The organism is Amycolatopsis pittospori, assembly GCF_013870525.1.
Classification (GTDB): Bacteria; Actinomycetota; Actinomycetes; order Mycobacteriales; family Pseudonocardiaceae; genus Amycolatopsis; species Amycolatopsis pittospori.
This window is the reverse complement of the sequence record NZ_JACBXD010000014.1, coordinates 87476-113183: the sequence shown is the minus strand read 5'-3', so window position 1 is coordinate 113183 and position 25708 is coordinate 87476. Positions and strand designations below refer to the sequence as shown.

At 69.1% G+C, this 25708-nt stretch carries 32 protein-coding genes; 18 read left to right on the top strand and 14 right to left on the bottom strand.

Features of this window, described 5'->3' with window-relative positions; all coding sequences use genetic code 11:
• Positions 1-16 precede the first annotated feature (16 nt).
• Entirely contained in the window at positions 17-1093 is a 1077-nt protein-coding gene (locus tag H5J31_RS10935; protein ID WP_181772389.1) for an epoxide hydrolase family protein, read from the top strand.
• 93 nt (positions 1094-1186) lie between these two features.
• Here H5J31_RS10935 and H5J31_RS10930 read toward each other — a convergent pair whose 3' ends face one another.
• Complete coding sequence (locus H5J31_RS10930) at positions 1187-1903, bottom strand: GntR family transcriptional regulator (RefSeq protein WP_181772388.1); 717 nt, start codon at positions 1901-1903, stop codon at positions 1187-1189.
• A 126-nt stretch (positions 1904-2029) separates the two neighbouring features.
• On the opposite strand from H5J31_RS10930, the gene H5J31_RS10925 reads away from it, so the two are divergent.
• The 8 genes from H5J31_RS10925 (at position 2030) to H5J31_RS10890 (ending at position 8671) form a co-directional block, all read left to right on the top strand.
• Positions 2030-3013, top strand: a complete 984-nt coding sequence (locus H5J31_RS10925) for a phosphoglycerate dehydrogenase (RefSeq protein ID WP_181772387.1) — start codon at positions 2030-2032, stop codon at positions 3011-3013.
• Positions 3010-3807 (top strand): hydroxypyruvate isomerase family protein, encoded by a 798-nt coding sequence (locus H5J31_RS10920; RefSeq protein ID WP_181772386.1) that lies wholly within the window; start codon positions 3010-3012, stop codon positions 3805-3807. The genes H5J31_RS10925 and H5J31_RS10920 overlap by 4 nt, the downstream gene beginning before the upstream one ends.
• Positions 3804-4412 (top strand): hypothetical protein, encoded by a 609-nt coding sequence (locus H5J31_RS10915; RefSeq protein ID WP_181772385.1) that lies wholly within the window; start codon positions 3804-3806, stop codon positions 4410-4412. The genes H5J31_RS10920 and H5J31_RS10915 overlap by 4 nt, the downstream gene beginning before the upstream one ends.
• Entirely contained in the window at positions 4409-5644 is a 1236-nt protein-coding gene (gene otnK, locus H5J31_RS10910) for a 3-oxo-tetronate kinase (RefSeq protein ID WP_181772384.1), read from the top strand. The genes H5J31_RS10915 and otnK overlap by 4 nt, the downstream gene beginning before the upstream one ends.
• Positions 5641-6288 (top strand): 3-oxo-tetronate 4-phosphate decarboxylase, encoded by a 648-nt coding sequence (gene otnC / locus H5J31_RS10905; protein WP_181772383.1) that lies wholly within the window; start codon positions 5641-5643, stop codon positions 6286-6288. Before otnK ends, otnC begins: the two co-directional genes overlap by 4 nt.
• A complete protein-coding gene (locus tag H5J31_RS10900; RefSeq protein ID WP_181772382.1) occupies positions 6285-6971 on the top strand; it encodes a molybdate ABC transporter substrate-binding protein in 687 nt (228 codons plus the stop codon). Before otnC ends, H5J31_RS10900 begins: the two co-directional genes overlap by 4 nt.
• 96 nt (positions 6972-7067) lie before the next feature.
• On the top strand, positions 7068-8414 hold the full coding sequence (locus H5J31_RS10895; RefSeq protein ID WP_181772381.1) for an SLC13 family permease: 1347 nt from the start codon (positions 7068-7070) through the stop codon (positions 8412-8414).
• Between the two features lie 8 nt (positions 8415-8422).
• On the top strand, positions 8423-8671 hold the full coding sequence (locus H5J31_RS10890) for a hypothetical protein (RefSeq protein ID WP_328701448.1): 249 nt from the start codon (positions 8423-8425) through the stop codon (positions 8669-8671).
• 64 nt (positions 8672-8735) lie between these two features.
• Here the strand turns inward: H5J31_RS10890 and H5J31_RS10885 are convergent, their stop codons facing one another.
• Both H5J31_RS10885 and H5J31_RS10880 read right to left on the bottom strand, forming a co-directional pair.
• Positions 8736-9476, bottom strand: a complete 741-nt coding sequence (locus H5J31_RS10885) for an alpha/beta fold hydrolase (protein WP_181772380.1) — start codon at positions 9474-9476, stop codon at positions 8736-8738.
• Positions 9473-9991, bottom strand: coding sequence for a PadR family transcriptional regulator (locus tag H5J31_RS10880; protein WP_181772379.1), 519 nt, complete (start codon positions 9989-9991; stop codon positions 9473-9475). Before H5J31_RS10880 ends, H5J31_RS10885 begins: the two co-directional genes overlap by 4 nt.
• 140 nt (positions 9992-10131) lie before the next feature.
• On the opposite strand from H5J31_RS10880, the gene H5J31_RS10875 reads away from it, so the two are divergent.
• A complete protein-coding gene (locus tag H5J31_RS10875) occupies positions 10132-10899 on the top strand; it encodes an SGNH/GDSL hydrolase family protein (protein WP_181772378.1) in 768 nt (255 codons plus the stop codon).
• Here the strand turns inward: H5J31_RS10875 and H5J31_RS10870 are convergent.
• The 4 genes from H5J31_RS10870 to H5J31_RS10855 form a co-directional block, all read right to left on the bottom strand.
• Entirely contained in the window at positions 10890-11462 is a 573-nt protein-coding gene (locus tag H5J31_RS10870) for a TetR/AcrR family transcriptional regulator (RefSeq protein WP_181772377.1), read from the bottom strand. The two genes, H5J31_RS10875 and H5J31_RS10870, sit on opposite strands and share 10 nt — an antisense overlap.
• A gap of 174 nt (positions 11463-11636) precedes the next feature.
• Positions 11637-12074 (bottom strand): SRPBCC family protein, encoded by a 438-nt coding sequence (locus tag H5J31_RS10865; protein ID WP_181772409.1) that lies wholly within the window; start codon positions 12072-12074, stop codon positions 11637-11639.
• Complete coding sequence (locus H5J31_RS10860) at positions 12071-12388, bottom strand: metalloregulator ArsR/SmtB family transcription factor (RefSeq protein WP_181772376.1); 318 nt, start codon at positions 12386-12388, stop codon at positions 12071-12073. The genes H5J31_RS10865 and H5J31_RS10860 overlap by 4 nt, the downstream gene beginning before the upstream one ends.
• On the bottom strand, positions 12388-12774 hold the full coding sequence (locus H5J31_RS10855) for a VOC family protein (RefSeq protein ID WP_181772375.1): 387 nt from the start codon (positions 12772-12774) through the stop codon (positions 12388-12390). The genes H5J31_RS10860 and H5J31_RS10855 overlap by 1 nt, the downstream gene beginning before the upstream one ends.
• Before the next feature lie 131 nt (positions 12775-12905).
• Here H5J31_RS10855 and H5J31_RS10850 point away from each other — a divergent pair, with 131 nt between their 5' ends.
• Genes H5J31_RS10850 through H5J31_RS10840 form a run of 3 tightly spaced genes read left to right on the top strand, consistent with a single transcriptional unit; the run spans position 12906 to position 15318 of the window.
• Positions 12906-13490, top strand: a complete 585-nt coding sequence (locus tag H5J31_RS10850; RefSeq protein ID WP_181772374.1) for an NADPH-dependent FMN reductase — start codon at positions 12906-12908, stop codon at positions 13488-13490.
• Entirely contained in the window at positions 13487-14944 is a 1458-nt protein-coding gene (locus H5J31_RS10845; protein ID WP_181772373.1) for a DHA2 family efflux MFS transporter permease subunit, read from the top strand. Before H5J31_RS10850 ends, H5J31_RS10845 begins: the two co-directional genes overlap by 4 nt.
• The gene (locus tag H5J31_RS10840) at positions 14941-15318 is read left to right on the top strand and encodes a MerR family transcriptional regulator (RefSeq protein WP_181772372.1); all 378 of its coding nucleotides are present in this window, start codon (positions 14941-14943) and stop codon (positions 15316-15318) included. The genes H5J31_RS10845 and H5J31_RS10840 overlap by 4 nt, the downstream gene beginning before the upstream one ends.
• Here the strand turns inward: H5J31_RS10840 and H5J31_RS10835 are convergent.
• Complete coding sequence (locus H5J31_RS10835) at positions 15308-15790, bottom strand: pyridoxamine 5'-phosphate oxidase family protein (protein ID WP_181772371.1); 483 nt, start codon at positions 15788-15790, stop codon at positions 15308-15310. The genes H5J31_RS10840 and H5J31_RS10835 overlap by 11 nt on opposite strands.
• Before the next feature lie 82 nt (positions 15791-15872).
• Here H5J31_RS10835 and H5J31_RS10830 point away from each other — a divergent pair, with 82 nt between their 5' ends.
• Positions 15873-16421, top strand: a complete 549-nt coding sequence (locus tag H5J31_RS10830) for a hypothetical protein (protein ID WP_181772370.1) — start codon at positions 15873-15875, stop codon at positions 16419-16421.
• Between the two features lie 70 nt (positions 16422-16491).
• Here H5J31_RS10830 and H5J31_RS10825 read toward each other — a convergent pair whose 3' ends face one another.
• The 6 genes from H5J31_RS10825 to H5J31_RS10800 form a co-directional block, all read right to left on the bottom strand.
• A complete protein-coding gene (locus H5J31_RS10825; protein ID WP_181772408.1) occupies positions 16492-17847 on the bottom strand; it encodes an SPFH domain-containing protein in 1356 nt (451 codons plus the stop codon).
• 56 nt (positions 17848-17903) lie between these two features.
• On the bottom strand, positions 17904-18335 hold the full coding sequence (locus H5J31_RS10820; RefSeq protein WP_181772369.1) for an NfeD family protein: 432 nt from the start codon (positions 18333-18335) through the stop codon (positions 17904-17906).
• Between the two features lie 95 nt (positions 18336-18430).
• Complete coding sequence (locus H5J31_RS10815) at positions 18431-19246, bottom strand: DUF3097 domain-containing protein (RefSeq protein WP_181772368.1); 816 nt, start codon at positions 19244-19246, stop codon at positions 18431-18433.
• Between the two features lie 50 nt (positions 19247-19296).
• Positions 19297-20190 (bottom strand): aminoglycoside phosphotransferase family protein, encoded by an 894-nt coding sequence (locus tag H5J31_RS10810; protein ID WP_181772367.1) that lies wholly within the window; start codon positions 20188-20190, stop codon positions 19297-19299.
• Positions 20175-20957 (bottom strand): SCO1664 family protein, encoded by a 783-nt coding sequence (locus H5J31_RS10805; RefSeq protein WP_181772366.1) that lies wholly within the window; start codon positions 20955-20957, stop codon positions 20175-20177. Before H5J31_RS10805 ends, H5J31_RS10810 begins: the two co-directional genes overlap by 16 nt.
• 4 nt (positions 20958-20961) lie before the next feature.
• Positions 20962-21537, bottom strand: coding sequence for a DUF3090 domain-containing protein (locus H5J31_RS10800; RefSeq protein WP_076166819.1), 576 nt, complete (start codon positions 21535-21537; stop codon positions 20962-20964).
• A gap of 144 nt (positions 21538-21681) precedes the next feature.
• Here H5J31_RS10800 and H5J31_RS10795 point away from each other — a divergent pair, with 144 nt between their 5' ends.
• The 4 genes from H5J31_RS10795 to H5J31_RS10780 are packed head-to-tail and all read left to right on the top strand — an operon-like array spanning position 21682 to position 25607.
• A complete protein-coding gene (locus tag H5J31_RS10795; RefSeq protein ID WP_181772365.1) occupies positions 21682-23622 on the top strand; it encodes a S9 family peptidase in 1941 nt (646 codons plus the stop codon).
• Positions 23619-24506, top strand: coding sequence for a S66 peptidase family protein (locus H5J31_RS10790; protein ID WP_181772364.1), 888 nt, complete (start codon positions 23619-23621; stop codon positions 24504-24506). Before H5J31_RS10795 ends, H5J31_RS10790 begins: the two co-directional genes overlap by 4 nt.
• Before the next feature lie 47 nt (positions 24507-24553).
• Positions 24554-25177, top strand: a complete 624-nt coding sequence (locus tag H5J31_RS10785; protein ID WP_181772363.1) for a class I SAM-dependent methyltransferase — start codon at positions 24554-24556, stop codon at positions 25175-25177.
• Between the two features lie 13 nt (positions 25178-25190).
• Positions 25191-25607, top strand: coding sequence for a TIGR03668 family PPOX class F420-dependent oxidoreductase (locus H5J31_RS10780; RefSeq protein ID WP_181772362.1), 417 nt, complete (start codon positions 25191-25193; stop codon positions 25605-25607).
• Positions 25608-25708: the final 101 nt, after the last annotated feature.

The window sequence follows — 25708 nt, the reverse complement described above, 5'->3', positions numbered from 1 at the left end:
ACTGGGAGCCAGGATCATGATCAAGCCCTTCCGCATCGACATCCCTCAGGCAGACCTCGACGACCTCGAAGACCGGCTCGCCCGCACCCGCTGGCCCAACGAGGTCGCCGACGCCGGCTGGGACTACGGCTTCCCGCTGGCACGCCTCAAGGAACTGGCCGAGTACTGGCGCACCGGCTACGACTGGCGCGCACACGAAGCCGAGCTCAACGAGCTTCCACACTTCACCACCGAGATCGAAGGCCAGAACATCCACTTCGTCCACGTCCGGTCCGCGAAGCCGGACGCACTCCCGCTGATCCTCACCCACGGCTGGCCTGGCTCGTTCCTGGAGTTCCTCGACGTGATCGAGCCGCTCTCGCAGGACTTCCATCTGGTGATCCCGTCCATCCCCGGCTACGGCTTCTCCGGGCCGACCCACGAACGCGGCTGGGATCTCGTCCGGATCGCGCGGGCGTGGGCCGAACTGATGCTCAGACTCGGCTACGAGCGCTACGGCGCACAGGGTGGCGACTTCGGCTCGGGCATCTCGACGGCACTCGGCGCAGTGGCTCCCGAGCAGGTCGTCGGCGTGCACGTCAACTACCTGCCGACCCGCCCGGACGCCGACGTCGCACTGTCCGAAACGGACGAAGCCCGGCTGGACAAGATCCGGCAGCTGATGGCGAACCGCCCGCCATACCAGGCCTTGCAGGCAACCACCCCGCAGACGATCGGCTACGCGCTGACGGACTCGCCGGTCGGCCAGCTGGCCTGGATCGCCGAACGCTTCGCGCAGTGGACGGATCCTCGCTCGCCGGTCAGCGACGACCGGATGCTCACCGACATCTCGCTGTACTGGCTGACCGCGACCGCGGCCTCCTCGGGACGACTGCACCACGACACCTCGCGAGGAGCCCCGCCTTGCCCGGTCCCGCTCGGCGTGGCGGTGTTCCCGCACGACATCACGCAGTCAGTCCGACCGCTGGCCGAGCGTCTCTACGACATCCGCCACTGGTCCGAGTTCGAGCGCGGCGGCCACTTCGCCGCCATGGAGGTACCGGAACTCCTCGCGGCGGACATCCGAGACTTCTTCCTGACCCTGCTCAAGTAGATGCCTGAACCGGCCACGGCCTTCGTGGCCGGTTTTCTTTTGTGGCAGATAGTCGTTTTTCAACCTCGCCCCAGGGTATAGGGCGTTATACACTTAAGAAGTTCGATGACCGACGGGAAGTTCTGCCGCTTCGACCGACTTCCGGTCCTCCAGGACGCGCTGTTTCGCGTTCTCGATGTGCCGCCGCATCCGGGTGGCCGCTTCATCGGCCTCCCCCGCTACCAGCGCTTCGTAGACGGCTCGATGCTCCTCCGCCGCGAGCCCGGGCGCTCCCCTGGCCGAACCGAGCTTCGCGAAGAACCTGAACCGCTGCACCTGTCCCCCGAGTGACCGGTAGGCCTTCTCCAGGAACGGATTGTCGGCCTGCGCCGCGATGAGCAGATGGAACCGCTCATCGATCGTCCAGTACGCACTGAAGACCTCGGTGTCGGTCGATGTGGCTGCGCGCGCGAGGTCGTCGACGCTCCGGAGGACCTCGCCCAGGAACTCCGGCGTGGTCCGACGAGCCGCTTCGTAGGCGAGCGCGGGTTCGAGAACCATGCGCGCGTCCATCAGCTTGATCAGCTCGACTTCGGTGAGCAGAGGGGCGACGCGATAGCCCTTCAGTGCCTCGCGACGGACGAGCCCGGTGTGCTCCAGTCGCGCCAGCGCCTCCCGCAACGGGGTCTGACTGACATCGAGTTCCCGTGACAGCGCACCGATGTTGACCGGTTCACCCGCCGACCAGCGTCCGTCGGTGAACTGACCCAGCAGCACCTCGTACATCCGGTCGGCGAGCGGTTGCCGCCCGGACCTCCGCGGGGAAGCCATGTGTCCCTCCTTAGTCGCATCACGATATCCCGCGCGTCAGGGAGCCCTGATCTTGCCTCGCTATACTATTGACATCAATCCTATAGTATTTGCATCAGGCAGCCTCGAACAGGAGAAACGAACCGGATGACCCAGCGCGTACTCGTGACGACCTCGTACCTGAAGCCCGGCGGCGAGGTCGACCAACTGCTCTCGGAAGCGGGTTTCGAGACCGTCTTCACCACCCCCGCGCAGCGCGAGGCCGACGGCACTCCCCTGTCCGACCTCGTCCGCGACGTGGACGGGATCGTCGCGGGCACCGACGCTTTCACCGCCGACGTCATCCAGGCGGCCACCCGGCTCAAGGTGTTCGGACGCTGCGGAGTCGGCTACGACAACATCGACCTCGACGCGGCGACCCGGCACGGCGTGGCCGTCACCTACACCCCCGGTGCCAACCGCCGGTCGGTCGCCGAACACGTGCTCGCCTTGATGCTCAACTGCGCACGGCTGATCCCGCAGAACATCGCGAGTGTCCGAGCGGGACGCTGGGAGCAGCGCAGCGGCCGGGAGCTCGACGGCGCCGTGCTCGGCCTGATCGGGCTCGGCTCGATCGGCAAGACCGTCGCACGGCTGGCACTGGCCCTCGGGATGCGCGTCGTCGCCCACGATCCCTACCTGGACGAGGACTTCCTCGCCGAGACCGGCGTCGAAGGCCGCACCTTCGACGAGGTCCTGGCCGAAGCAGACTTCCTGAGCCTTCACATCTTCCTCGACGACTCCACACGGCACCTGATCGACGCGGCCGCGCTGCGGAAGGTCAAGCCCGGGTCCTTCCTGATCAACACCGCGCGCGGCGAGGTGGTCGACGAGGAAGCACTCGCCGACGCGCTGGAGAACGGAGCGCTGGCGGGCGCGGCGCTGGACGTGCTCGCGGAGGAGCCTTTGCCGCTCGACAGCAGGCTGCGCGGGTTCGACAACGTCGTGTTCACCGCACATATCGGGGCCGCCACCGAACAGGCCCGGTCGCGTTCCAGCCTGATGGCCGCCCGCCAGGTCGTCGACGCCTTGCGGGGGCGGACCCCGGGCAACCTCGTCAATCCCGAGCACCTCGCCTTGGAGCGCCGATGATCCTCCACAATGGACTCCGTCTCGACGCCAACCTCAAGTGGCTGTTCACGGAACTCCCCTTCGAAGAGCGCTTCGACGCGGCCGCCGCGGCGGGTTTCACCGCCGTCGAGTACGCCTCGCCGTATCCCTTCCCCGCCGCCACTCTCACGCGGCGGCTCGCCGACGCGGGCCTGAGCCAGATCCTCATCAACTCCCCCACCGGCGAGCCCGGCTCCCCGGAACGCCTCGGCCACGCGTGCTTGCCGGGCCGTACCGCCGAGTTCCGCGCTGGAGTGGAGCTCGGCCTGGAGTACGCCGTGGCCTTGGGAAGTTCCTTCCTGCATCTGCCCGCCGGGATCCGGCCCGACGACGTCTCCCGTGATCGGGCCTTCGCCCAGTACGTCGCGAATGTCGCGTGGGCGGCGGAGCGGGCACGCGGTACCGGCGTCCGGCTCCTGCTGGAGGCACAGAACAAGCAGGACGCGCCCGGTTTCGTACTGGACGACCAGGCGCACGCCGCAGCCGTCGCCGACGCGATCGGCGAGGACCACGTGAGCCTGCTCTTCGACGTCTACCACGCGTCCATCGACGAGAAGGACGTCCTCGCGGCACTCCGGGAGTTCCTGCCCCGGACCGCCCACGTACAGATCGCCGACTCCCCCGGCCGGGCCGAACCCGGCACCGGCATCGTCCCCTGGCCCGACGTCTTCGTAACCCTCGAATCCGAGGGTTACGAAGGCTGGATCGGCTGCGAGTACGGGCCAGCCGCCGGCACCGAAGCGGGTCTGAGCTGGGTCAAGGAGCAGATCCGATGAGCCCGCGCATCGCGCTGATCAGCGCCACACCGGCCGCGATCCCGCCCGCCGTCGGCGCGCTGGCGACAGGGTTCCCGCAGGCCCAGCCGTGGAACATCCTGGATGACCGGCTACTGGCCGACGTCGGCGAAGCCGGCCGCACACCCGCCTTGGACGACCGGATGCGCCGCCTCATCGACTACGCCGTCACCGGCGGAGCCGACGGTGTACTGCTCACGTGCTCGCTCTACGGCGAGGTCACCAAGCAGGTCGACGCACCCGTCCCGCTCCTGGCCCCGGACGAGGCGGCGTTCGACGACGCGCTTTCCAGCGGTCGCACCAGGATTCTCGTGGTCGCTTCGCTGGCGTCGGCGTTGAGCGACTCGACGGCGCGCTTCGAGCAGGCGGCCCGCGACAAGGGGATCGACGTCGAGGTCGGCGGGGTGCTCGCGCCGGACAAGCTCGTCGAAACCTGCCAGGCGGAAGCCGGTTCGTGGGAGCTCGTCCTGCTGGCCCAGTACTCGCTGGCTCCCGCGGCCGGCGAACTGTCGTCCGCGCTCGGCCTGCCGGTCGTGTCAGGCCCTCGCAGCGCCGCGAAGAGGTTGAAAGCGGTGATCGGGGGATGACCGGCGTGCTCGGCGCGATCGCCGACGACTTCACCGGCGCGACCGACGTCGCGGTCGCCTTCCGGCGCGGCGGTCTGCGAACCCTGTTGTTCTTCGGAGTACCGCCCGAAACCGAAGACCTTCCCGAGCACGACGCCGTGGTGCTCGCGCTCAAAAGCCGCTCCATCCCGGTCGACGAAGCCGTCTCGGTGTCGCTGGAAGCGTTGCGGTGGCTGCGAAACCGGGAAGCGGAGCAGATCTACTTCAAGTACTGCTCCACTTTCGACTCGACGCCGCGGGGCAACATCGGCCCGGTGCTCGACGCGCTGTCACGGGCACTTCCGCCCGGCACGGTGGTGACGACCCCGAGCTCGCCTGAACACGGACGTACCCAGTACCAGGGCTATCTGTTCGTCGGCGACACGCTGCTGGCGGAATCGCCGATGCGCGACCATCCGGCGACCCCGATGACGGACTCGTATCTGCCCCGGCTGCTGCGGGCGCAGACCCACACGCCGGTCGCCCTGATCACGCACGACGTCGTCCGCCGCGGCGAAGCCGCCGTGCGGGAAACCCTGGCGAGCGACGGATACGTCCTCGTCGACGCGGTGACCGAAGACGACCTGCGGCTGCTGGGACGGATCGCCGTCGACGCGCCTCTCGTCGCCGGTGCGGCCGGGCTGGCGGCCGGTCTCGCCGTCGCACGAGCCTCCGCGGCTCCCCCGCCCGTCGCGGCACGGACACCTGAGGGCCCGGCAGCGGTGCTGTCCGGCAGTTGCTCGGCACGGACGCTGGAACAAGTCGCCGTCATGCTGCGGCTCGGCCGTCCCGCCCACCGGCTGGACCCGGTCGAGACCCCGGATCCGGACGACCTCGCGGCGAGCGCGCTGACCTGGTACGACTCCCTCACCGGTGGCGTCGCGCCGTTGATCTACTCGTCGCTGAACCCCGCGGATCTCAAGCGCACGCAGGACAAGCTGGGCGTCGCCAGGTCGGCCGAAGTGCTGGAGAAGGCGACCGGGCTGATCGCCGCCGGGCTCGCCGCGCGCGGAGTACGCCGTCTCGTCGCGGCGGGCGGGGAGACCTCGGGGGCGATCGTCACAGCGCTCGGTGTCCGCGGCAGCGTCATTGGAGCCGAAGCGGCGCCCGGGGTGCCGTGGATCCAGCCTGTCGACGAACGCCATCCCGCGCTGTTGCTGAAATCCGGCAACTTCGGCGACGAAGACCTTCTCGCGACGGCTTCCGGCTCATGAGCGGCGACAGGCTTTACCGCGAACGCGTCATCGCCGCGGCCCGGTCCCTGTACGACCGGGGACTCACCCACGGCCGCACGGGCAACATCTCGGTGCGCTACGGCGAGCAGATCCTCGTCACGCCCACCGAAGCCTGCCTCGGCACCGTGCGGCCTGGTGATCTGTCGGTCATCGACGCCGACGGAAACCACGTCGCCGGGCCGCCGCCATCGAAGGAAGCCTTCTTCCACGCCATCGTGTTACGGCAACGGCCGTCCGCGAACGCCGTCGTGCACACCCATTCGACGCACTCCGCCGCCGTTTCGTGTCTCGACGGTCTCGACCCGGACGACGCCATCCCACCGCTGACCGCGTACTTCGCGATGCGGGTCGGCCGCCTTCCCCTGCTCCCCTACCACCCGCCCGGAGACCACGGCGTCGCCGAGCCGATCGCTCGCGCCGCCGTCGGCCACCCGGCCCTGCTGCTCGCCAATCACGGTCCGGTGGTCGCCGGGACGAACCTCGACACCGCCCTGGACACACTCGAAGAACTCGAGCACACGGCGGAGATCTTCCTGCTCCTGCGAGGCGCCGCCACCCGGCCGCTCACCGATCGGCAGCGCGACGCCCTCCACTCCCCACCCGCTCGGAAGGAAACACCATGACCACCCGCCTCAGCCTCTTCAGCGCCCTCTCCGTGAAGAAGGCACTCGACGACGTGCTGCTGCACGCGTTCGGGAAGGCGCACCAGGCCGACGTCGACGTGACGTTCGACCCGACGACCATCCTGGTCGGGAAGATCGGCGAGGGCGCCAAGCCCGACGTCGTCATCGCCGTGTCCGACGCCTTCGCCGGCCTGGCAGCGGCCGGCGCGATCGACCCCGATTCCCGCGTCGTCCTGGCGAAGAGCGGTATCGGCATCGCGACCGCGCCCGAACTGGACAGCCCCGACATCAGCACCGTCGACGCCCTGCGCACCGCACTGACCTCCGCGCGATCGGTCGCCTACTCGCGCAGCGGGGCGAGCGGCATCTACTTCGCCCGGCTGCTCCAGGACCTGGGCATCGCCGACCAGGTGAACGCCAGGGCGACCGTCGTCGAGAAGGGTTTCACCGCGCTCGCCATCACCGACGGACGCGCCGACCTCGCCGTCCAGCAGGTCAGCGAGCTGAAATTCGTCCCGCAGGCCCGGATCGTCGGCCCGCTTCCCGACGGCGCCCAGCACTACAGCGAACTCTCGATCGCGCTCGGCCCCACCGCGCCGCCCGGAGCCACGGACCTACTGCGGTTCCTCACCACGCCGGAGGCGAAGGCCGCCTACCGCGACGCCGGTCTCATCACCGCCTGATTCCGTCCCCACCGGATCTCCCCCTCTGCCAATGACGTCACCGGAGGCTCTCCCCGTGCGATCCTTACCTCACCACCGGCCACAAAGGACATACAGATGAACGCGATCCTGGCACTCGTCGCGTTCATCGCCGCCATCGTCGTGTGGAACGCGGTCTTCAAACGCAACATCGGCGAAGCGATGGTCGTCGGCTTCCTCGTCACCGCCGCGTTCGCGGGCACGGAGTTCTTCACCGTCGCCTGGGAAAGCCTGGTCGACGGACTCAAATCCGAGATCACCTTCGCCGCGCTGGCGTTCGTCTTCGTCAGTGAACTGCTGACCCGGACCGGGCTGGTGCAGCGGATGGTCGACATCCTCAGCTCGTTCCTCGGCAGGCGGCGGGGAGGGTCGGCCTACGCGGCGACCGTCGCATCCGGACTGTTCGGCGCGGTCGCCCACAACGGCGCCGCGATCGTGGCCACCGTCGGCTCCATCACCATCCCCTGGATGAAGCGGTCCAAGGCGAGCGGTGAGACCGCGGCGCTCGTACTGTCCGGGAACGCCGGTGTCGGCGCCACCTTCCCCTTCAGTGGCGCGTTCTTCATCCTGCTGGCCGCGCCGACCGTGCTGCCGGTGCTGAGCGCGGGCGACATCGTCGCGACGATCTTCGTCACCGGCGCGTGGATGGTCGGGATGCGGCTGATCATGGCCTACGTCATCGTGAAGCGCCGCGGTGTCCAGGCGATGGAGCCGCAGGACATCCATCCGTTGCGCGCTTCGTTCAAGGTCGGATGGCCGTCGCTGGTCGTGCTCGGCTCGATCGCCGTCCCGATCCTGCTCACCGCGCCGCCGACCGCCGACTTCGTCTCGGCCCGCATCGGCATCGACGCACCGGACGCGATCCCGCTGCTCATCTGGCTGCCGATCGTCATGCTGCTGGTCGGCCTGCTCGTCGAACGGAAGGCGCTACCGAAGGGCCGGGCGCAGTGGTGGGATCTGTTCGGGGCTGTCGGGCCCAAGCTCGGCCTGGTCGGGGTCACGATGGTCTCCGCCTTCGCCGCGTCCGACGTGCTCAAGACGCTCGGCCTCGACGACCAGCTCAAGCCCTACCTCGAAGGGCTCACCGGAGTCTCCCCGCTCGTGGCGGCCCTCGTGGTCGGCGTCGTCATCGTGATCGTCGCGGGGCCGCTCAACACGACGTCCACGGTCGCGGCCGTGGGCCCGGTGGCGTTCGCCGCGCTGACCGCCGCCGGCATCCCTCCGCACGTCGCCTTCGCCGCCATCCTCGTGTGGGCGTCGTCGGAGGGATGCTCGCCGCCCGGCGCGGCACCGCTGTACGTCGCCGCCGGCATCGCCGAGATCGATCCGGTGCGGATCTTCGTCCCGGTCGTCCTCTACTACCTGCTGCCCACCTTGGTGTTCGGCGTGCTGATGGCCGTCGGTGTGCTGTGGCTACCCCACTGAACCGGAGCGTGATCCCCCTGTATCGGATACTTCTGGCCGCGACCCGCGTCTGCCTGTTCGCGTTCCTCGTCGGCGGTTTCGTGGTCGTCGCCGGGCAGACGATCGGCATGATCGTCGGCTCCGGCCCGCTGGTGACGGTGTTCGGCACCGACGTCGCGGACAACGTCTGCATCGTCGCCGGAGTCGCGGGCATCCTCGCGTTTCTTCTGCTTTACACGCGAGAAGGACGGGAGAACGCGCCCGACGCGGACGAATAACGCGGAGCATTCAGGCTCACGAGGGGACACCAGCTCTCCTCGTGAGCCTCGCCCTGGCTACCGCTCAGCCCTGAGGAACCGGGACCAGACGGTGATCGACGGCCCCGTCCAGCCACGAGCGCAGGACGTCGTTGAACAGGCCGCTGTCCTCCACGTTCCAGATGTGGTGCATTCCGGGCGCGAGCCGTGTCTGGGTCTGAGGCGCGGCCCGGGCGAGTTCCGCCAGGGAACGGCGTACCGCAGCGGAATCCTTCTCGCCCGCGGTCGCGAGAAGGGGGCCGGAGTACCGGCTCACCTGGGCGGGCACCCCGCCCGTGCACACCTCGGCGATCATCGCGGCCGCGGTCTCGCGGCTTACCGAAAGACCGTGCTCGACGTACCGGGCTCGGGAGTCCTCCGGAATCCCGAACACCGCGGCTTGGGCTCGCCAGAACCACGGCGCGTGGCAGAGCGCGAGTTGCATCCGGCAGTACAAGCGCAGTCCGGCACCGGCCCGCTGGAGCGGCGCGCTGGTGAGGAACGCCGAGCGCACCCGGCTGGGATGTCTTGCCAGCACACGCAACGCGGTCAAGGCGCCCAACGAAAGTCCGACGATATCGAAGGGGCCGTCGACGCCCTGTTCGGTCACTCCCGCCACGACGTCGTCGGCCACCGCGTCCAGCCCCGGCCAGACCTCGGCGACGCGCTCGCCGAATCCCGGCAGATCGGGAGCGAACACCGTCCGGTCGGCGAACGCCTCCCGCTGCGGTTCCCACATCCAGTTCGCGACGTTGCCCCCGTGCAGCAGCACCACCGGGCGGCTCATGAGAGTTCCTTCTCGGCCTCGTCGAGCCAGGCGAGTTCGGTACGCAGGTGCGCGATGCCGTTGTCCAGCGTGGCAAGCCGCAGCCGGGCACCACGATCGGACGCCGGGTTCTCGGCCCGGATCCGCTCGAAACGCTCCAGCCGCGCCTCGGCCGCCGCGCGATGTCCCGCGAAAAGGGCTCGAAGGTCGTCGTCGTCGAGTCCGGCGCCGAAGAACACCCGGGCGAGGAACGGGTCACGTTCGACGTGGCGCTCCGGCTCGCTCTTCAGCCACTCGGCGAGGGCAGCTCGTCCGGCGGCGGTGACGTGGTGCTCCTGCCGATCCGGTGCCCCCGCTCCGGCCACCGTCTCGACCTCGGCGAATCCGTCCGCGACGAGCTGAGCGAGGGTGCGGTAGATCTGGGCCTTGTCCGCCGCCCAGAAGTGACCCGCGGTCGAGTCGAAATGACGCTTGAGGTCATAGCCGGTCATGGGAGCGAGCGCGAGCAACCCCAGAATGATGCGCGAGAGGATCATCCCCGTAGTAGACAAGTCCACTATGGGACTTGTCAACTACGACTGGCACGACGCTTCCGCGAACATCCTGTGCCGCGGCGCGGATCCGGCATGGGCAGGGGCTGGCCGGCCAAGCGCGACCGTCTGGGTAACATCTGAGCATGTCCGCAACGACCAACCGCTTAGTATGTCTCGGCGACTCCTTCACCGAAGGGGTGGGCGACGAGGACCCGTCGTCCCCCAACGGCGTCCGCGGCTGGGCCGACCGCGTCGCGGGCCAGCTCGCGGGCAACCACCCCGGCTTCCGCTACGCCAACCTCGCGATCCGCGGCAAACTCCTCGGGCAGGTCCTCGCCGAGCAGCTCGATCCCGCGCTCGCGCTGAACCCGGACATCGTGACGCTGTACGCCGGCGGCAACGACCTGATGCGGCCGAAGGTCGATATCGACGCCCTCCTCGACGATTACGACGTCGCGGTCGGCAAGGTCGTCGCCACCGGCGCGCGTGTCGTGCTCTTCACCGGCGTTGACGGCGTCGAAGACGCGCTGTTCCGCCGCATCCGAGGCCGCGTCGCGATCTACAACGAGCACGTCCGCGGGATCGCCGCCCGGCACGGGACACTGCTCGTGGACATGTGGGCGATGCGGCAACTCCGGGACCGGCGACTGTGGGCACCCGATCGTCTGCATCTGAACTCGTTGGGACACAACGAAATCGCTGCCGCCGTCCTCGACGCCCTCGGCGAACCGCATAAGCTGACACCGGCCGAACTCGGACCGCGTCCGCTGCTCAGCCCGCAGGCCCGGCGCACCGAGAACCTGCAGTGGGGCAAAGAACACGCCGTACCGTGGATCAAGCGACGGCTACGCGGCGAGTCCTCCGGAGACGCGCTCGCGCCGAAGCGGCCGACGATGGATCCCTACGCCTGACGCGGCCGGAGCCCGTCGAAGAGGATGCAGACCGTCCGGGCCCGCAATTCGGGCCCGGCATGCTCCGCCGCCTTCGCCGTCCCGATGATCACCGGGATCAACTCCTCGACACCGAGGTCCTTACGGACGTCGCCGGTGTCTTGTGCCCGGCTGAGAAGTACACCGAGCGCGTCCTTCAGCCGGACTCCGATGACCGATCCCGCCGAAGGAACGCTGACCCCGGCCGCCGACAAGGCTTCGAAGTAAGCGTTCTTGGCGCCGGCCATCTCGATCCATCCGGTCAGGAACCCGAAGAACGCGGCACCCGGGTCCGGCGAATCGGCGGCCACGGTCGCTTCCGCTTCGTCGACGAAGCGGTGAAGCCGCGCGTAGAGAACGGCTTCCAGCAGGGCTTCCTTCGTCGGGAAGTGCCGGAACACCGTGCCGACGCCGACTCCGGCCTCCCGGGCGACCTCCTCGGTCGGCGCACTGGTGCCCTTGGCCGTGAAGACGCGCTCCGCAGCCTCCAGCACCCTGGTCCGGTTTCGGCGGGCATCGGCTCGGAGCGGTTTTTCGTCCGTCACAGCGGGGATCCTAGACCCGAGGTCAACCGCCGGTTTCTTCAGTGGGCGTACCCGCCCGGTGGTCGTGAGTGGCGATTCGGGTTCTAACCCGAATCGCCACTCACGACCACCGTCGCCCATCGCGCCACCTGCGCCTTTCCCTCAGCCCGGGCCGCCCAGGGTCTGCCACTCCCCCTAGTCCGGCATGTCATCGAGTACGCGAGCCAGGGCCTTCGGGACGCCGGTGCGCCAGCCGCCGCTCATGATCCTGCGCGACATCCGTTGGAACTCGTCGTCGGGATCGAAGCCTTCGTGGCTGAGGAACAGCCGCGTGCCCCGGCCTTCCGGTTCGAGCCGCCAGGTGACCGTCCATTCCGGACCCCAGCTGATGCTGAGCAACCGTTCCGGCTCCACGGCCAGCACTTCGCAGGCCACCGGTCCACCGGCGAACCCCGCGGCAGGCACCGGGTCCGCGAGGAGTTCGAATCGGTGCCCTACCACGGGTTTGATGTCGTTCGGCATTCGCAGCCAGCGTTCCAGCAGGTCCGGTTCGGTCAGTGCGCGCCACACCTTGCGCGGCGGATGCGCCAGGAACTGGTCGACGTGGACGGCTGTCGGATCCTCGGCGTTCAGAAGTCCTCCTCGTCGAGCAGGTCACGCAGATTCGCCAGTTTGCCGCGCCAGAACCGCTCGTACGGCGAGAGCCAGTCCGAAACCTCTTGCAGCGGCGCGGCTTCCAATGAGTAGACACGGTTTCGGCCGTGCCGCTGTTCGCGGACGAGGCCGGCCTCTCGCAGTACCCGAAGGTGTTCGGACAGACTCGGACGACGCATGTCGAAACGTTCGGCGATCTCCCCAGCCGCCCTCGGGCCTTCGAGGAGGATCCCCAGCACCTCCCGACGGGCCGGGTGGGCGAGCGCGGCGAACACGTCGTCGTTGACCGGCATCAGCGCGGCCAGTTCCCGTAGCCCGACGCTTCGAGTAGCCCGATCGCGTTGCCGTCGGGGTCCCTCAGGGACGTCGCGCGCCCCCAGGGCATCTCCTCCGCGTCCCCCACCTCGACGCCCTGAGCGCGCAGTCCGGCGATGTCGGCGTTGACGTCGGTGGTGGCGAGCTGGAGGTGCACCCGCGCGTCGTGGTCGAGCCCGCCGACGGGACGGTCGGCCAGGACGATCCCGGTCTCCGCCCCCTTCGGGCCGACCATGACGAACGGGCCGTGCGGCCCGCTGACCTCGACGAGCAGATCGAAACCGAGCTTGCCGACGTAGAAGTCCCGCGCCTTGGCCTGATCGGAGACGGGCACGGTGAGGAACTGGATCCGGTCGATGTTCATGCCGGCACCATACGTAGGGTTTTCCCTACATGTCAACACTACAACCTCGATATAGCTGGAGGTCCAGGGATCGTGATCAGTGCCCCAACGACCTTGAGCTCACCTATGGACGAACTTTTAGCGTCATCGACATGAGCACCGAGACCACCGCACAGTCCCCACTCCGCCTCGCCGTGATCATCGGCAGCGTCCGGCACGAACGGTTCGCCGACGCGATCACGAGCTGGCTGGAGACCGAACTCGCCACGACCGACGGCCTGGAGGTCGACGTGATCGACCTCGCCGACGTCGATCTCCCGTTGCAGGGAACGCGGCCCGGCGGCACCGAGACGGCGATCAGCGGCAGACTGCACGCGGCCGACGCCTACCTGGTCGTCACACCCGAGTACAACCACAGTTTCCCGGCCGCGCTGAAGAACGCGATCGACTGGCATTACCAGGAATGGGCGTACAAGCCCGTCGCGTTCGTCGGCTACGGCGCGGGGTCGGGCGGCATCCGTGCGATCGAGCAGCTGCGGCTGATCTTCCCCGAGCTGAGGGCCACCACCATCCGCGACGCCGTCCTCCTCGCCGCACCGTGGACCCGTTTCGGCGAGAACGGCTACAAGGCCACCGAGGGTGAGCGCGCCGCGCTGACCGCGACGATGACCGAGCTCGGCTGGTGGGCCCGCACCCTGCGCGCCGGACGTGTCGCCGAAGTGGAGAGTGCGGCATGAACCGGCTGACCGGTCAGGAACTGCGCATCGCGTCGGTCATCGCGCTCGGCGGGCTGATGGCCGTCCTCGACACCACGATCGTCGCGGTCGCGCTGCCGCAGTTCATGACGACCTTCTCCGCTCCGCTCACCACGATCCAATGGATCGCCACCGCCTACGCGCTCGGCATGGTCGCGGCGATGCCTCTCGCGGCGACACTCGCTCAACGCTGGGGAGCGCGCCGCGTCTATCTGGCGGCGTTGCTCGTGTTCGCGGTGGCGTCGGCGGGCGCCGGAGCCGCCGGTGACCTCGGTTGGCTGATCGCCGCCCGGGCGGTCCAGGGTCTCGCCGGAGGCCTGATCAATCCCTTGGGCATGACCATCGGCTTCGGCGCGGTGGCCCCGGAGCGCCGTGGCCGGATGACCACGATCACCGGCCTGCCCCTGCTCATCGGACCGATCCTCGGCCCGGTGCTCGGCGGCGTCCTGCTGGACAGTGCGTCGTGGCGAATGCTGTTCTTCATCACCGTTCCGCCCGCACTGCTCGCCATCGTGGGAGTGCTGCGCTGGGTACCGGCCGGACCGCTTTCGACGGAACGTATCCCGATCGACTTCGTGGGCGGCCTGTTGCTCGTCCCCGGTGTCGTCGCGGTGGCTTACGGCCTCAGCGAAGAGTCGACCGGCGCCACCATCCGTACGTCGATCGTCCTGGTGGGCCTGGCGCTGATCACCGCGTTCGTCCGCCGGTCGTGGCGGCATCACGCGCCGCTGCTGAACGTCCGTCTCCTGCGTGACCGGACGTTCGGGCGCAACGCCGTGATCCTCGTCCTCTACGCCGCGCCGTACTTCGGCTCGATGCTGCTGATGCCGACTTACGTCCAGGTCATCCGCGGCGACTCGGCCTTGATCAGCGCACTGCTTGGGGTGCCGGCCGCGATCGGGATGGGCGTCAGCATCCAGATCGCCGCCCGCGTCCTGGAACGCTTCGGTCCGCGGATCGTGGTCGGGACCGGGCTGAGTCTCGCGATCGTCGCCACCGGGCTGACCACGCTCGTCCTCACGCCGGAGACGCCGTACCTCCTGCTGGCGATCTTGGGAGTGGTCCAGGGAGCCGGCACCGGAGCGATCATGATGCCCACCATCGTGAGCGCCGGGCGGAACCTGCACGGTTCAGACCTCGCGTCCGGTTCCGCGATCCTGCCGTTGACCAGCACCATCGCGACGGCCGTCGGCACCACGGCGGTGAGCGCGGTGTTCACCGCCCTGACCGCGGCGGCCACCGACGGGCGGGGCCTCGCGGCCTTGGCGGACCCGGCGTCCGACGCGACGCTCTCCGCGGAGGTCGTGTCCGCATACCGTGTGACTCTCTTCGGTGTCCTCGCGGTCATGGTGATCGCCCTGGTGGTCAGGCTAAGGACCCGGCCCGCCCTGGCCGCCCCGGTGGCGGAACCCACGACGGTACGGAGTGCGGCATGACGCGGACCGCGGCAGTTCCTCTGGCAGACGGGCGCCTGACCATCAGCGAGGTCGCGAGCCGGGCCGGGGTCTCGGCCAACGCCGTCCGGTACTACGAGCGGTACCGCGTCATCACCGCCGAGCGGACCAAGGGCAACGCCCGCCGGTTCACGGTCGACGCCATCTGCCGGATCCGGCTCGCGGTCGCCGCCCAGCGCGTCGGACTCAGCCTGGCCGAGAGCGCGGAGATCCTGTCCGAGATCCCGCCGATGTCCCCCGACCTGGATCTGTGGACGGCCGCCGGGCAACGCCTCATCGACGCCGGACAAGCGCGGATCGCCGAGCTCGCCGCGGTGGTCGACGAATACCGGAATCTCGGCTTCCTCAGGAGTTGAGCGGTCCGTCCGCCGGTGCGGACCATCGGAAAACCGGGCGGTTCTCCAGACCGGGGTAGGTCGCGGCCATACCCCGGTCCGGGGACATCGACCACAGCAAGGCGTTCGGCGACGCCGCGTGGTCCGCCCAGTCCGGCGACCAGCCGGGGATGTAGCGCTCGTAGATGCGGCGGACCCGCGCCACGTCCTTGGTCTCCAGCCTGGCGGGCCCCGTCATCCGCACCTGCCGGACGTCATCGGGTGGAGCGAACGTCGCGATCATGACCGCGACGTCGCGGTTGTGGCGAGCCGCGTCCAGGAAGGGGTTCGGACGATCGTCGAGCACCGGAGTGTGGAACCACAGCCGGCGCTCCTCGGCCACGAACCACATCATCGCCAGGGCCGGCTTCCCCCGGCCGGTCGTGGCGGCGACGCTGGCGGGCAACCGCGGCTCGTCGAGGAAACCTTGTACATCGAAGATCGGTCGGTCCATGGCGTACACCCTGCAACTTCGACTCCAGTCGAGGTCCAGCGCCGATCGGTTTCGGCGCACTGGGAGCGGGTACGCCTCGAACATGCATACTTCCTCCCCCGACCCCGCTTTGCTCGGCATCTACCTCAACGACCACCTGGCGGGCGCCATCGCCGGAACCGAACTCGCCAAGCGCGTCGCCGGCGCCGAAGGCGACAGAGATCCCGCCGGTGTGCTCGACAGACTGGCCGTGGAGATCGCGGACGACCGTGCCGCTCTGCTGACCGTGATGGCGGCGCTGGACGTTCCGGTCCGCCGCTACAAGGCCGTCGCGGCTTGGGCGGTGGAGAAGGCGGCACGGCTCAAGCCGAACGGACGGCTCGTGTCCAGATCCCCGCTGAGCCGGGTCGTCGAGCTCGAGGCGTTGCGCCTGGGTGTCGAAGGCAAGGCGTCCGGGTGGCGAACCCTGCGGGTGTGCGCCGACACCGATCCGCGGATCGACGCCGGCCGCCTCGACGATCTGATCAAGAGGGCCAGACGGCAGATCGACGAAATCGAAGAGTTGCGTGTCCACGCCGCCGCCGAAGCGTTCGGCGGTGACGCTCAACCGGTGAAACCGTCAGACACCGGCGGCGAGACGCGGACCCCATAGAGCTGAAGGTCCCCTTCAGCTCCACGGAAAAGGGCCGCCCCTCACGGGACGGCCCTTTTCCGATCCTGGATCAGCGCTGCGGCGGCGGCCCGCCCTGAGGGCCGCCGAACGGACCCTGCTGCGGGAACGGTCCGCTACCACCCGGCGCCTGTCCCGGAGGGCCCTGGTACGGGCCGCCCTGCGGAGCCGACGGCGGCTGGGGCTGCGGGAGCTGGGCGGGCGGCGGGGCCTGCTGCTGCGGGGGCTCCGGAGCGGCCTCCGGCTCGGGAGCCGGCGCGGCCTTTGGAACCTGACGCGGCGCGGGCGGCTCCTGGCGCGGCGTCGCGACACCCAGGGCCGGAACCTCCTTGCGTGCCACGGCTTCCGCCGCGGCGACGGCCTCGGCGACCTTCGGGTCGCTGGAGGTGTCGAACCAGCCCTGAACCTCTTCGTCCTCGAGATCCGGCTTCTCGACGACCTCTTCCTTCGGCGGCTCGTAGCGGAACACGCCGTCGTCGCCGGGAGCACCGAGCGCGCGGGCGAAGCCTTCCAGGGCCTTGCCGTAGTCGCTCGGGATCATCCAGACCTTGTTCGCGTCGCCTTGCGCCATCTGCGGCAAGGTCTGCAGGTACTGGTAGGCCAGGACCTCGGGCGTGGGACGCCCGGCCTTGATCGCCGCGAAGACCTTCTCGATCGCCTTCGCCTGACCCTGTGCCTGCAGGTAGCGAGCGGCTCGTTCACCCTGCGCTCGCAGGATCCGCGACTGCCGCTCCGCCTCCGCGCTCAGGATCGCGGCCTGCTTGGCACCTTCGGCCGCGAGGATCTGGCTCTGCTTCTGACCTTCCGCGGTCTTGATCGCCGACTCACGCTGACCTTCGGCGGTCAGGATCATCGCGCGCTTCTCACGGTCGGCGCGCATCTGCTTCTCCATCGAGTCCTGGATGGAGGGCGGCGGGTCGATCGCCTTCAGCTCGACTCGCGCGACACGGATGCCCCAGCGGCCGGTGGCCTCGTCGAGCACGCCGCGGAGCTGGCTGTTGATCGAGTCACGCGAGGTCAGCGTCTGCTCGAGGCTCATGCCACCGACGACGTTTCGCAGTGTCGTGGTGGTCAGCTGCTCGACACCGACGATGTAGTTCGAGATCTCGTAGACCGCGGCCCGCGAATCGGTCACCTGGAAGTACACGACCGTGTCGATCGACACGGTCAGGTTGTCCTCGGTGATCACCGGCTGGGGCGGGAACGAGACGACCTGCTCGCGGAGGTCGATCCGCGCCCGCACCTTGTCCAGGAAGGGCACCAGAAACGTCAGGCCGGGAGAAGCCACCGTCCGGAACCGGCCCAGCCGTTCGATCACGGCGGACTGCGCCTGCGGCACCACCATGATGGCCTTGACCACGACGACGACCACGAACAACGCGAGCAGCCCGACAACGATGAACACCACTGTCTCTGACAACTACCTTCCCCTTACGTAGAACATCTTTTGGCAGGCCGTACTCATCACGGCTCGGCCGAAACGACAGCGGTGGCACCCGAAATCTCGACGACCGTCACCGGTGTCCCCGGCGCGATCGCTTCCCCTTCGAGCATGCACCGGGCGGACCAGACGTCACCGGCCAGCTTCACCTGGCCGCTTTCGACGTCCACAGTGGACACTACTACCGCTCGCGCGCCGATCAGCGCGTCGGTGTTGGTCTTGATGTCCGGGCCCGAGAGGAACCTGCGTTTGAGGGTCGGGCGGACGAGGGCGAGCATCCCGACCGATGCGACGGCGAACACCGCGACGTCGATGAAGGGGTTCCCGGTCAACGCGGCGGAGCCGGCCCCGAACAGGGCTCCGAGACCGACCATGAGCAGGAACAAGTCACCCGAGAGGAGCTCGGCGATGATCAGGAGGATGCCGGCGATCAGCCAGATGAGAGCGCCTGTCATGCGTTCATGCTCCCAGATCGCGCCGATTCATACCGAAGAAGCGAAACCGACGTGACCGACGCGTGACCTTGAGTGACCTCGCGCAAACCGGTCATTCAGGACTCATCGCCCGGGTCGCTGATGAAGTCAATGAGCCGTTCCACCGCTCCGATCAGCGGTGTTTCCAGATCCCGGTAGCTGCCGACGGCCGCCAGGATCCGCTGCCAGCCTTCGTACGGCTCGCCCCAGCCGAGTTCGTCGCAGACACCCTGTTTCCACTCCGTGCCACGCGGGATCTTCGGCCAGGCACGGATGCCGACGACCGACGGCTTCACGGCTTCCCAGATGTCGATGTACGGATGCCCGGTGATCAGCACGTACTCGTCGCGGATCCCGTCGACGATCCGGGATTCCTTGCTGCCCGCCACCAGATGGTCGACCAGTACGCCGAGACGTCGGCCGGGCCCGGTGCCGAAGTCGCCGATCCGGTCGGAGAGCACGTCCACACCATCGAGTGGTTCCACCACGACGCCTTCGACCCGCAGGTCGTGGCCCCAGACCCGCTCGACGAGTTCGGCGTCGTGCTTGCCTTCCACCCAGATGCGCGAATCGCGCGCGACGCGGGCCTTGTGCCCTTGGACGCGGACGGAGCCGGACGCGGAGATCTGCCGCGCGGGCGCCTTGGGCGCGGCCTTCGCCGGCACCAGTGTCACCGGCTTGCCTTCGAGCAGGAACCCGGCCGGGTTCAACGGGAACACGCGATGCTTGCCGTGCCGGTCTTCGAGCACGACGTTGCCGTACTCGATCTTCACCACGGCGCCGCAGTACCCGCTGGCCGGATCCTCGACCACGAGTCCCGGTTCGGCGGGCACCTCGGGGATCTTCCGCTTGCGCGGACCGGACAGCACGTCGTCGTACGAATGGGAGCGCACGGCGGACGACGCTAGCGGTGCCCGGGGCCGGCGTCGCCCCGCCACGCCGGTCAGGCGGCCATCCGCAGCATCGCGTCGATGAACGGGCTTCGTTCGCCGCGTTCGAGCGGGCGCATCACGAAAAGCGGCGAAAGCGCGACGCACCACGCCCGGACGCGTTCGGCGTCGAACGTGGGCAGATGCGGCGCGATGGCGTCGAAGCCGTCTTCGAGGGTGCCGCCGTCGAGCATCGGCAGCGTGACCCAGTCTGCCAGGTCGAAGGACGGATCACCGATGCTCGGGCGCGGGTCGATGGCGACCGCTCCCCGGCCGGGCCCGCCGTCGAGGACGTTGCCCGGGTGCAGATCGCCGTGCACGATCGACTTCCCTCCCCCGCTGGTCGCGAGGTCGAGAGCCCGCAGCCGGGCACGATCGAGAGTTTCCATCGGCAAGGTGGCTTCGGCCACCGAACCACGCAGACCTCGCTCGGCGAGGGCGTACATGTAGCGCACCCGGTCTTCCAGCGTCGAGAACCCGCTGGGCGGGGTCACGGCATGGATCTGGGTCAGCAGGTCCCCGATCTCCGGCCAGGGGACGTCGGCACCCGATTCCCGCAACTCCGTGCCGGGATCGAGGCCTTCCAACAGGATCGCGCCGTCGGCGAGTTCGGTGGCGACGACCTGCACGACGCGGGAGCAACCGTTCCATGCCCGCAGCGCGCCGGCCTCGGACTCGGCGATCGAGTGGTCCGGCGTCAGCTTCAGGACCTTCTTCGCTCCGTCGTCGCCGACGCAGATCAGTGTGCGGCCGGTGTTGCCGGGCTTCGCGCCGACGACCGTGAGCCCCCACTGCTTCGCCAGCCGCGCCACGAGCGCGGGGAAAGCGTCGCACCAGGTCGTGACGTCTTCGCCGAATCGCTTGATCAGGCGTTCGCGGGCCTCCTCGTCGATCAGAACAACGGCCACGGAATCGCCCGCCAGTCGTCCCCGGGCTCCGGGAACACACCTTCCGCCAGGAGTAAGTCGGCACGCTCGGCGAGCGCACGGATCTCGAACCCGGTGATGTGCTCGCTCAGCGCTTCCCCGAGCTCGCCGTCCAGTTTCTCGCGCAGGCCGCGCAGCTTGCCGACCTCGACGTCGGTGAGACTCTCCCCGATCCAGCCCCACAGCACCGTGCGCAGCTTCGGATCGGTGTGCAGGCAGATCCCATGGTCCACGCCGTAGACGCGGCCGTCGGTCCCGGCGAGCAGGTGGCCACCCTTGCGGTCGGTGTTGTTGACCACGATGTCCAGGACCGCCAGTTCGCGCATCCCCTGGTGGTTCGCGTGCGCGAGGACGGCAGGCTCACCGTCGCGGTCGTGCGCGTGCAGCACCACGCGCCAGTCCTCCGGCAGGTTGTCCGGGGATCGGACGTCGACCAGGTCCTCGTCGGTGGTCTCGATCCACAGCTGCACCATGCCCGGACCGAACGGACCGTCGCGCAGCACGGTGGGCGGGATCGCGCCGAGCCCGGAGGCCTCGGCGACCATGGCCGTCGCGACCTCGCGGCCGGCGAGCGTCCCGTCCGGGAAGTCCCAGAGCGGCCGTTCACCGGACACCGGCTTGTACACGACGTCGCCGGTCACACCGTCGAGTTCGATCTTGCAGAAGAGCGTGACGTTGGAGGCGTCGACGAGCCTGCCTTCGACGTCGATCTTGCCGCGCGTCACCAGCTCCCGCGAAGTCTCCTCCACGCGGTCAGTCCTCGAGGACGTCGACGTCGCGCCGGTACCCGTTCTGCCGCGGGCAGATATGCCCGGCCGGGTCGAGCGGCTCGGCGCACAGCGGGCACGGTTTGCGGCCGGCGTTGACCACCCGGTCGGCGCGCTCGGCGAAAGCGCGCGCGGCACCCGGGGTCAGGAAGACGCGGACGGCGTCCGGTCCTTCTTCGGTGTCGTCCAGAACGACCGTTTCGTCCACCTCGCCCTCGGTCATCGCCAGCAGCTCGATGACGACGGCGCTGCTGTCGGCGTCCCAGCCGAGGCCCATCGTGCCGACGCGGAACTCCTCCTCGACCGGAACGGTCAGGGGGTCGACGTCGAGCAGTTCGTCGGGCGCGTCGTCCGGTACGTCCGCGCCGAACCGGTTGGCGACCTCTTCCAGCAGCGAGCCGAGCCGTTCGGCCAGGACCACGACCTGCTGTTTTTCGATCGTCACACTGATCGTGCGGACGTCCTCGGACGCCTGGAGGTAGAACGTGCGGTCGCCTGGTTCCCCGACGGTGCCGGCGACGAACCGGTCGGGTTGGCGGAAGACGTGGATTACGCGAGACATGGCACCTTTGACCCTAGGCCACGGCCCCATGATCGGCATCCGCCGCCCCACCGTTCCGCCGTAAGCGAAATCGCCAGGCCCGGCGGCTCGCCGCGGGTGTGCCCCGGGCCACCGCGGGCAAAGCGGCGAACCTAGTCTTCAGCTGTGGTTGAGATCGCCCCTTACGGCACCTGGACGTCTCCCCTGTCGGCCGCCGACGTCGCGGCTTCGGGAGTCAGCGCGCAATGGCTCGGAACCGTCGGCGACGAGGTCTGGTGGGCCGAAGCCAGAACCGGCGAAGGCGGCCGCGTCACGCTCGTGCGGGCACGTGAGGACGGCACGACCGAAGACGTCCTTCCCGCTCCGTGGAACGTCCGGAACCGGGTGCACGAATACGGCGGCCGCCCGTGGCTCGTCGTGGACGACGTCCTCGTCTTCACCCACTGGTCGGATCAGCGCGTCTACCGCCGCGATCTGGCGACCGGTGAGACGACCGCACTGACACCGGAACCCGAGACCCGCCAAGGGATCCGCTACAGCGATCTCCGGCCCGGCCCCGCCGGCGAGGTGTGGCTGGTCCGCGAACGCAGCACCGGCCCGCGCCGCACCGACATCGCCCGCGACCTCATCGCACTCCCCCTCGCCGGCGGCCCGGAACGCGTCCTGGCCGCCAGTCACCACTTCCTCACCGCGCCGCAGCTCTCGCCCGGCGGCGCGCGGGCAACATGGATCGGCTGGAACCATCCCGCGATGCCTTGGGACGGCACGGAGCTGTGCGTCGCCGACGTCCGCGAAGACGGCACGTTCGGCCCGCATCGGGTACTCGCGGGGGCCGCCGACATCGCCGTCTGCCAGGTCGAATGGGAATCCCCGGACACCCTGCTGGCACTGCTCGACCCGGACGGCTGGTGGAACCTGCACCGTGTCGGTCTCGACGGCGACATCGAGAATCTGGCGCCGGTGGAACGGGAAATCGGCGGCGCGCTGTGGAAGCTCGGCGCACGCTGGTTCACACCTCTCGGCGGCGGAAAGCACGCGGTCCTGGCTTCGGGTCGCCTCGCCGTCCTCGACGAAGCGACCCGGGAAGTGACGCCGGTCACGGCCGCCGCGGAGCTGACCGCGTGGTCCATCAACGGTTTCGCCGTCCACGCGGGCGGGATCGCCGGTGTCGCCGCGGGACCGAAACGCGAAGGCGCCGTCGTGAAGGTCGACCTCGACGGTGGGGCGGTGACCGAACTCGCGTCGGCGCCCGAACCGCCGTCGTACGACTACCTTTCCACGCCCGTCGAGCGGATCTTCAAGACCGAGGCCGGCGACCGCGTGCCCGCCTTCGTCTATCTGCCCGCGAACGCCGACTTCGCCGCGCCGGACGGGGAACGCCCGCCGCTGGTGGTCTACCCGCACGGCGGCCCCACCGGACGGGACAGCCAGGTACTCGACTTCGACATCGCGTACTTCACCAGCCGCGGCATCGCCGTCGTCACGGTGAACTACGGCGGCTCGACCGGATACGGGCGCGCCTACCGCGAGCGGCTTCGCGAGCAGTGGGGCGTCGTCGACGTCGCCGACTGTGTCGCCGTGGCCGAAGCACTCGCCGCCGAGGGCACCGTCGACGGCGACCGGCTCGCGATCCGCGGCGGCAGCGCGGGCGGCTTCACCTCCGCCGCCTCGCTCACCACCACCACGACCTACCGGGCGGGCACCGTCATGTACCCGATCCTCGATCTCTACCAATGGACCGGCGACGGCGGCGAGACGCACGACTTCGAGTCCCGCTACCTGGACGGGCTGATCGGGCCGCTGCCGGAGACCGAGCAGCGCTACCGGGATCGCTCCCCGATCACCAACGCGGACACGCTCGCGGGGCCGTTGTTGTTCCTCCAGGGACTTGAGGACGAGATCTGCCCGCCGGAGCAGGCGGACCGGTTCGTGGCCGGCCTCGCCGGACGCGGCATCGACCACGCGTACCTGAGGTTCGAAGGAGAGCAGCACGGCTTCCGCAAGGCGGAGACGATCGTCGCCGCGCTCGAAGCGGAGTTGTCCTTCTACGGCCAGGTTTTCGGCTTCGAGACCCCGGGCGTGGCAAAACTCCCTCTGAGCCGGTGAAGCCGCCGAAGGTACGACCGGGCGACACGATCGCCCTGGTCGCCCCGGCCGGCCCGGTGCCGGCGGACCTCGTCGACAAGGCGCTGCCGGTGCTGAACGGCTGGGGTGTCGAGGTCCGCGTCGGCGACTGCGTCCGCGCGGCGCCCGACGGCTATCTCTCCGCTCCCGACGAAGCACGGGTCGCCGAGTTCACCCAGGCTTGGCTGGATCCGGGCGTGACCTGTGTCCTCGCCGCCCGCGGCGGCTACGGCTCGCAGCGGATACTCGACCTCGTCGACTGGGAGACGCTGCGAACGGCCGGGCCCAAGATGTTCGCCGGATCCAGTGACGTGACCGCGATGCACCGGGCCGTGAATGTCCACTTGGGACTGGAGACGCTGTTCTCCCCCATGCCCGCGAGCATCCTGTTCGACGCGGTGGCCGCCGAACATCTGCGCCTGTCGTTGTTCGAACCGGACAGCGTCCGGACGATCCCGTCGCCGACCGCGTCGCCGCTGGTGCCCGGCACCGCGACCGGCACGCTCATCGGCGGCAACCTCGCGCTCTTGGCGGCGGGTCTCGGCACACCGGAGCAAGGCTCGGCACGTGAGACGATCGCGCTCCTGGAGGACGTCACCGAACGCCCCTATCGGCTCGACCGGATGGTGACCCAGCTGCTGCGTTCCGGCTGGTTCGACGGCGTCCGGGGAATCGTGCTGGGCTCGTGGGAGGGGTGCGGTGACCCCGCGCCGATCCGGGATCTGATGCTCGAACGACTCGGACCTCTCGGTGTACCGATGGTGTGGGACTTCGGCTTCGGGCACGTCCCGGCGTCGCCGACGATCCCCCTCGGCGCGCGGGCCACCCTCGACGCCGGCGCGGGAACGCTCACCCTGTTGCCATAACAGCAACGGAACTGGCGGTTTCGGCCCGCCGAGGGCATCTTTCGGTCATGGATTCCACACAGCAGTTCTGGGAAGACTTCTACCGGGACAAGGAGCAGGTCTGGAGCGGGAAGGTGAACCCGCTCCTCGAGCGTGAGGTCGCTCCGCTGACGCCCGGCACCGCGCTCGACCTCGGCTGCGGCGAAGGCGGCGACGCCATCTGGCTGACTCGGCAGGGGTGGCGCGTCACCGCCGTCGACATCTCGGACACCGCACTGAAACGGGCCGCCGCGCACGCGGCCGAAGTCGGCGCCGAAGGCATCGTCTGGGAGCGCCACGATCTCACCGAGTCGCTCCCCGAGGGCAGCTTCGATCTCGTTTCGGCCCAGTTCTTCCACTCCCCCGTGGAGGAGAACGGGGCACGCGACAAGGCGCTCCGGCGCGCCGCCGAAGCCGTCGCGCCGGGCGGGACACTGCTGGTCGTCGGCCACGCCGGCTGGCCGACCTGGATGACGGACCCGCCACACGTCGACGTCCACTTCCCCACGCCCGCCGAAGTCCTCGAAGCGCTGGCGCTGCCCGAAGGCTGGACCGTCGAAGCGCAGGAACTGGTCACTCGCGATTTCCCGGGACCGGAAGGGCAGGAAGGCACGCGGGCGGACAACGTGCTCCGCGTGCGTCGCTCGGCGTAGGTACCGTTGCCGCATGCGGTCGACGCCTGCGGAAGCCCGTGCCCGGTTCGAAAGCCAGAGGATCGCGCGGCTGGCGACGGTGGGTTCGGACGGCGTACCCCATCTGGTGCCGGTGACCTTCGTCGTCGAAGGCGATTCGATCGCGTTCGCCATCGATCACAAGCCGAAGAGCACGACGGCGTTGCGGCGGTTGAAGAACATCGCCGAGAACCCGGCGGTCAGTTTCCTCACCGATCAGTACGCCGAGGACTGGGCGGAGCTGTGGTGGGCTCGGGCCGACGGGGTCGCGCGGGTGCTCACCGAGCCTGACGAGCAGGCACTTCCGGTGCGGTTGCTGCGGGAGAAGTATCCGCAGTACGAGGCTCAGCCTCCCCCGCACTCCGTGGTGAGCACCCTGGTCCACGCCTGGCGTGGGTGGCAGGCTTCTTGAGCTTTTTTGGGCTTGTCGCCGGTTCACGGCGACAAGCTCGTCGCCAGGCCGTATAGGTCGTTATACACATTGAGTAGTCCGTGAAGGCCTCCTTCACGGAC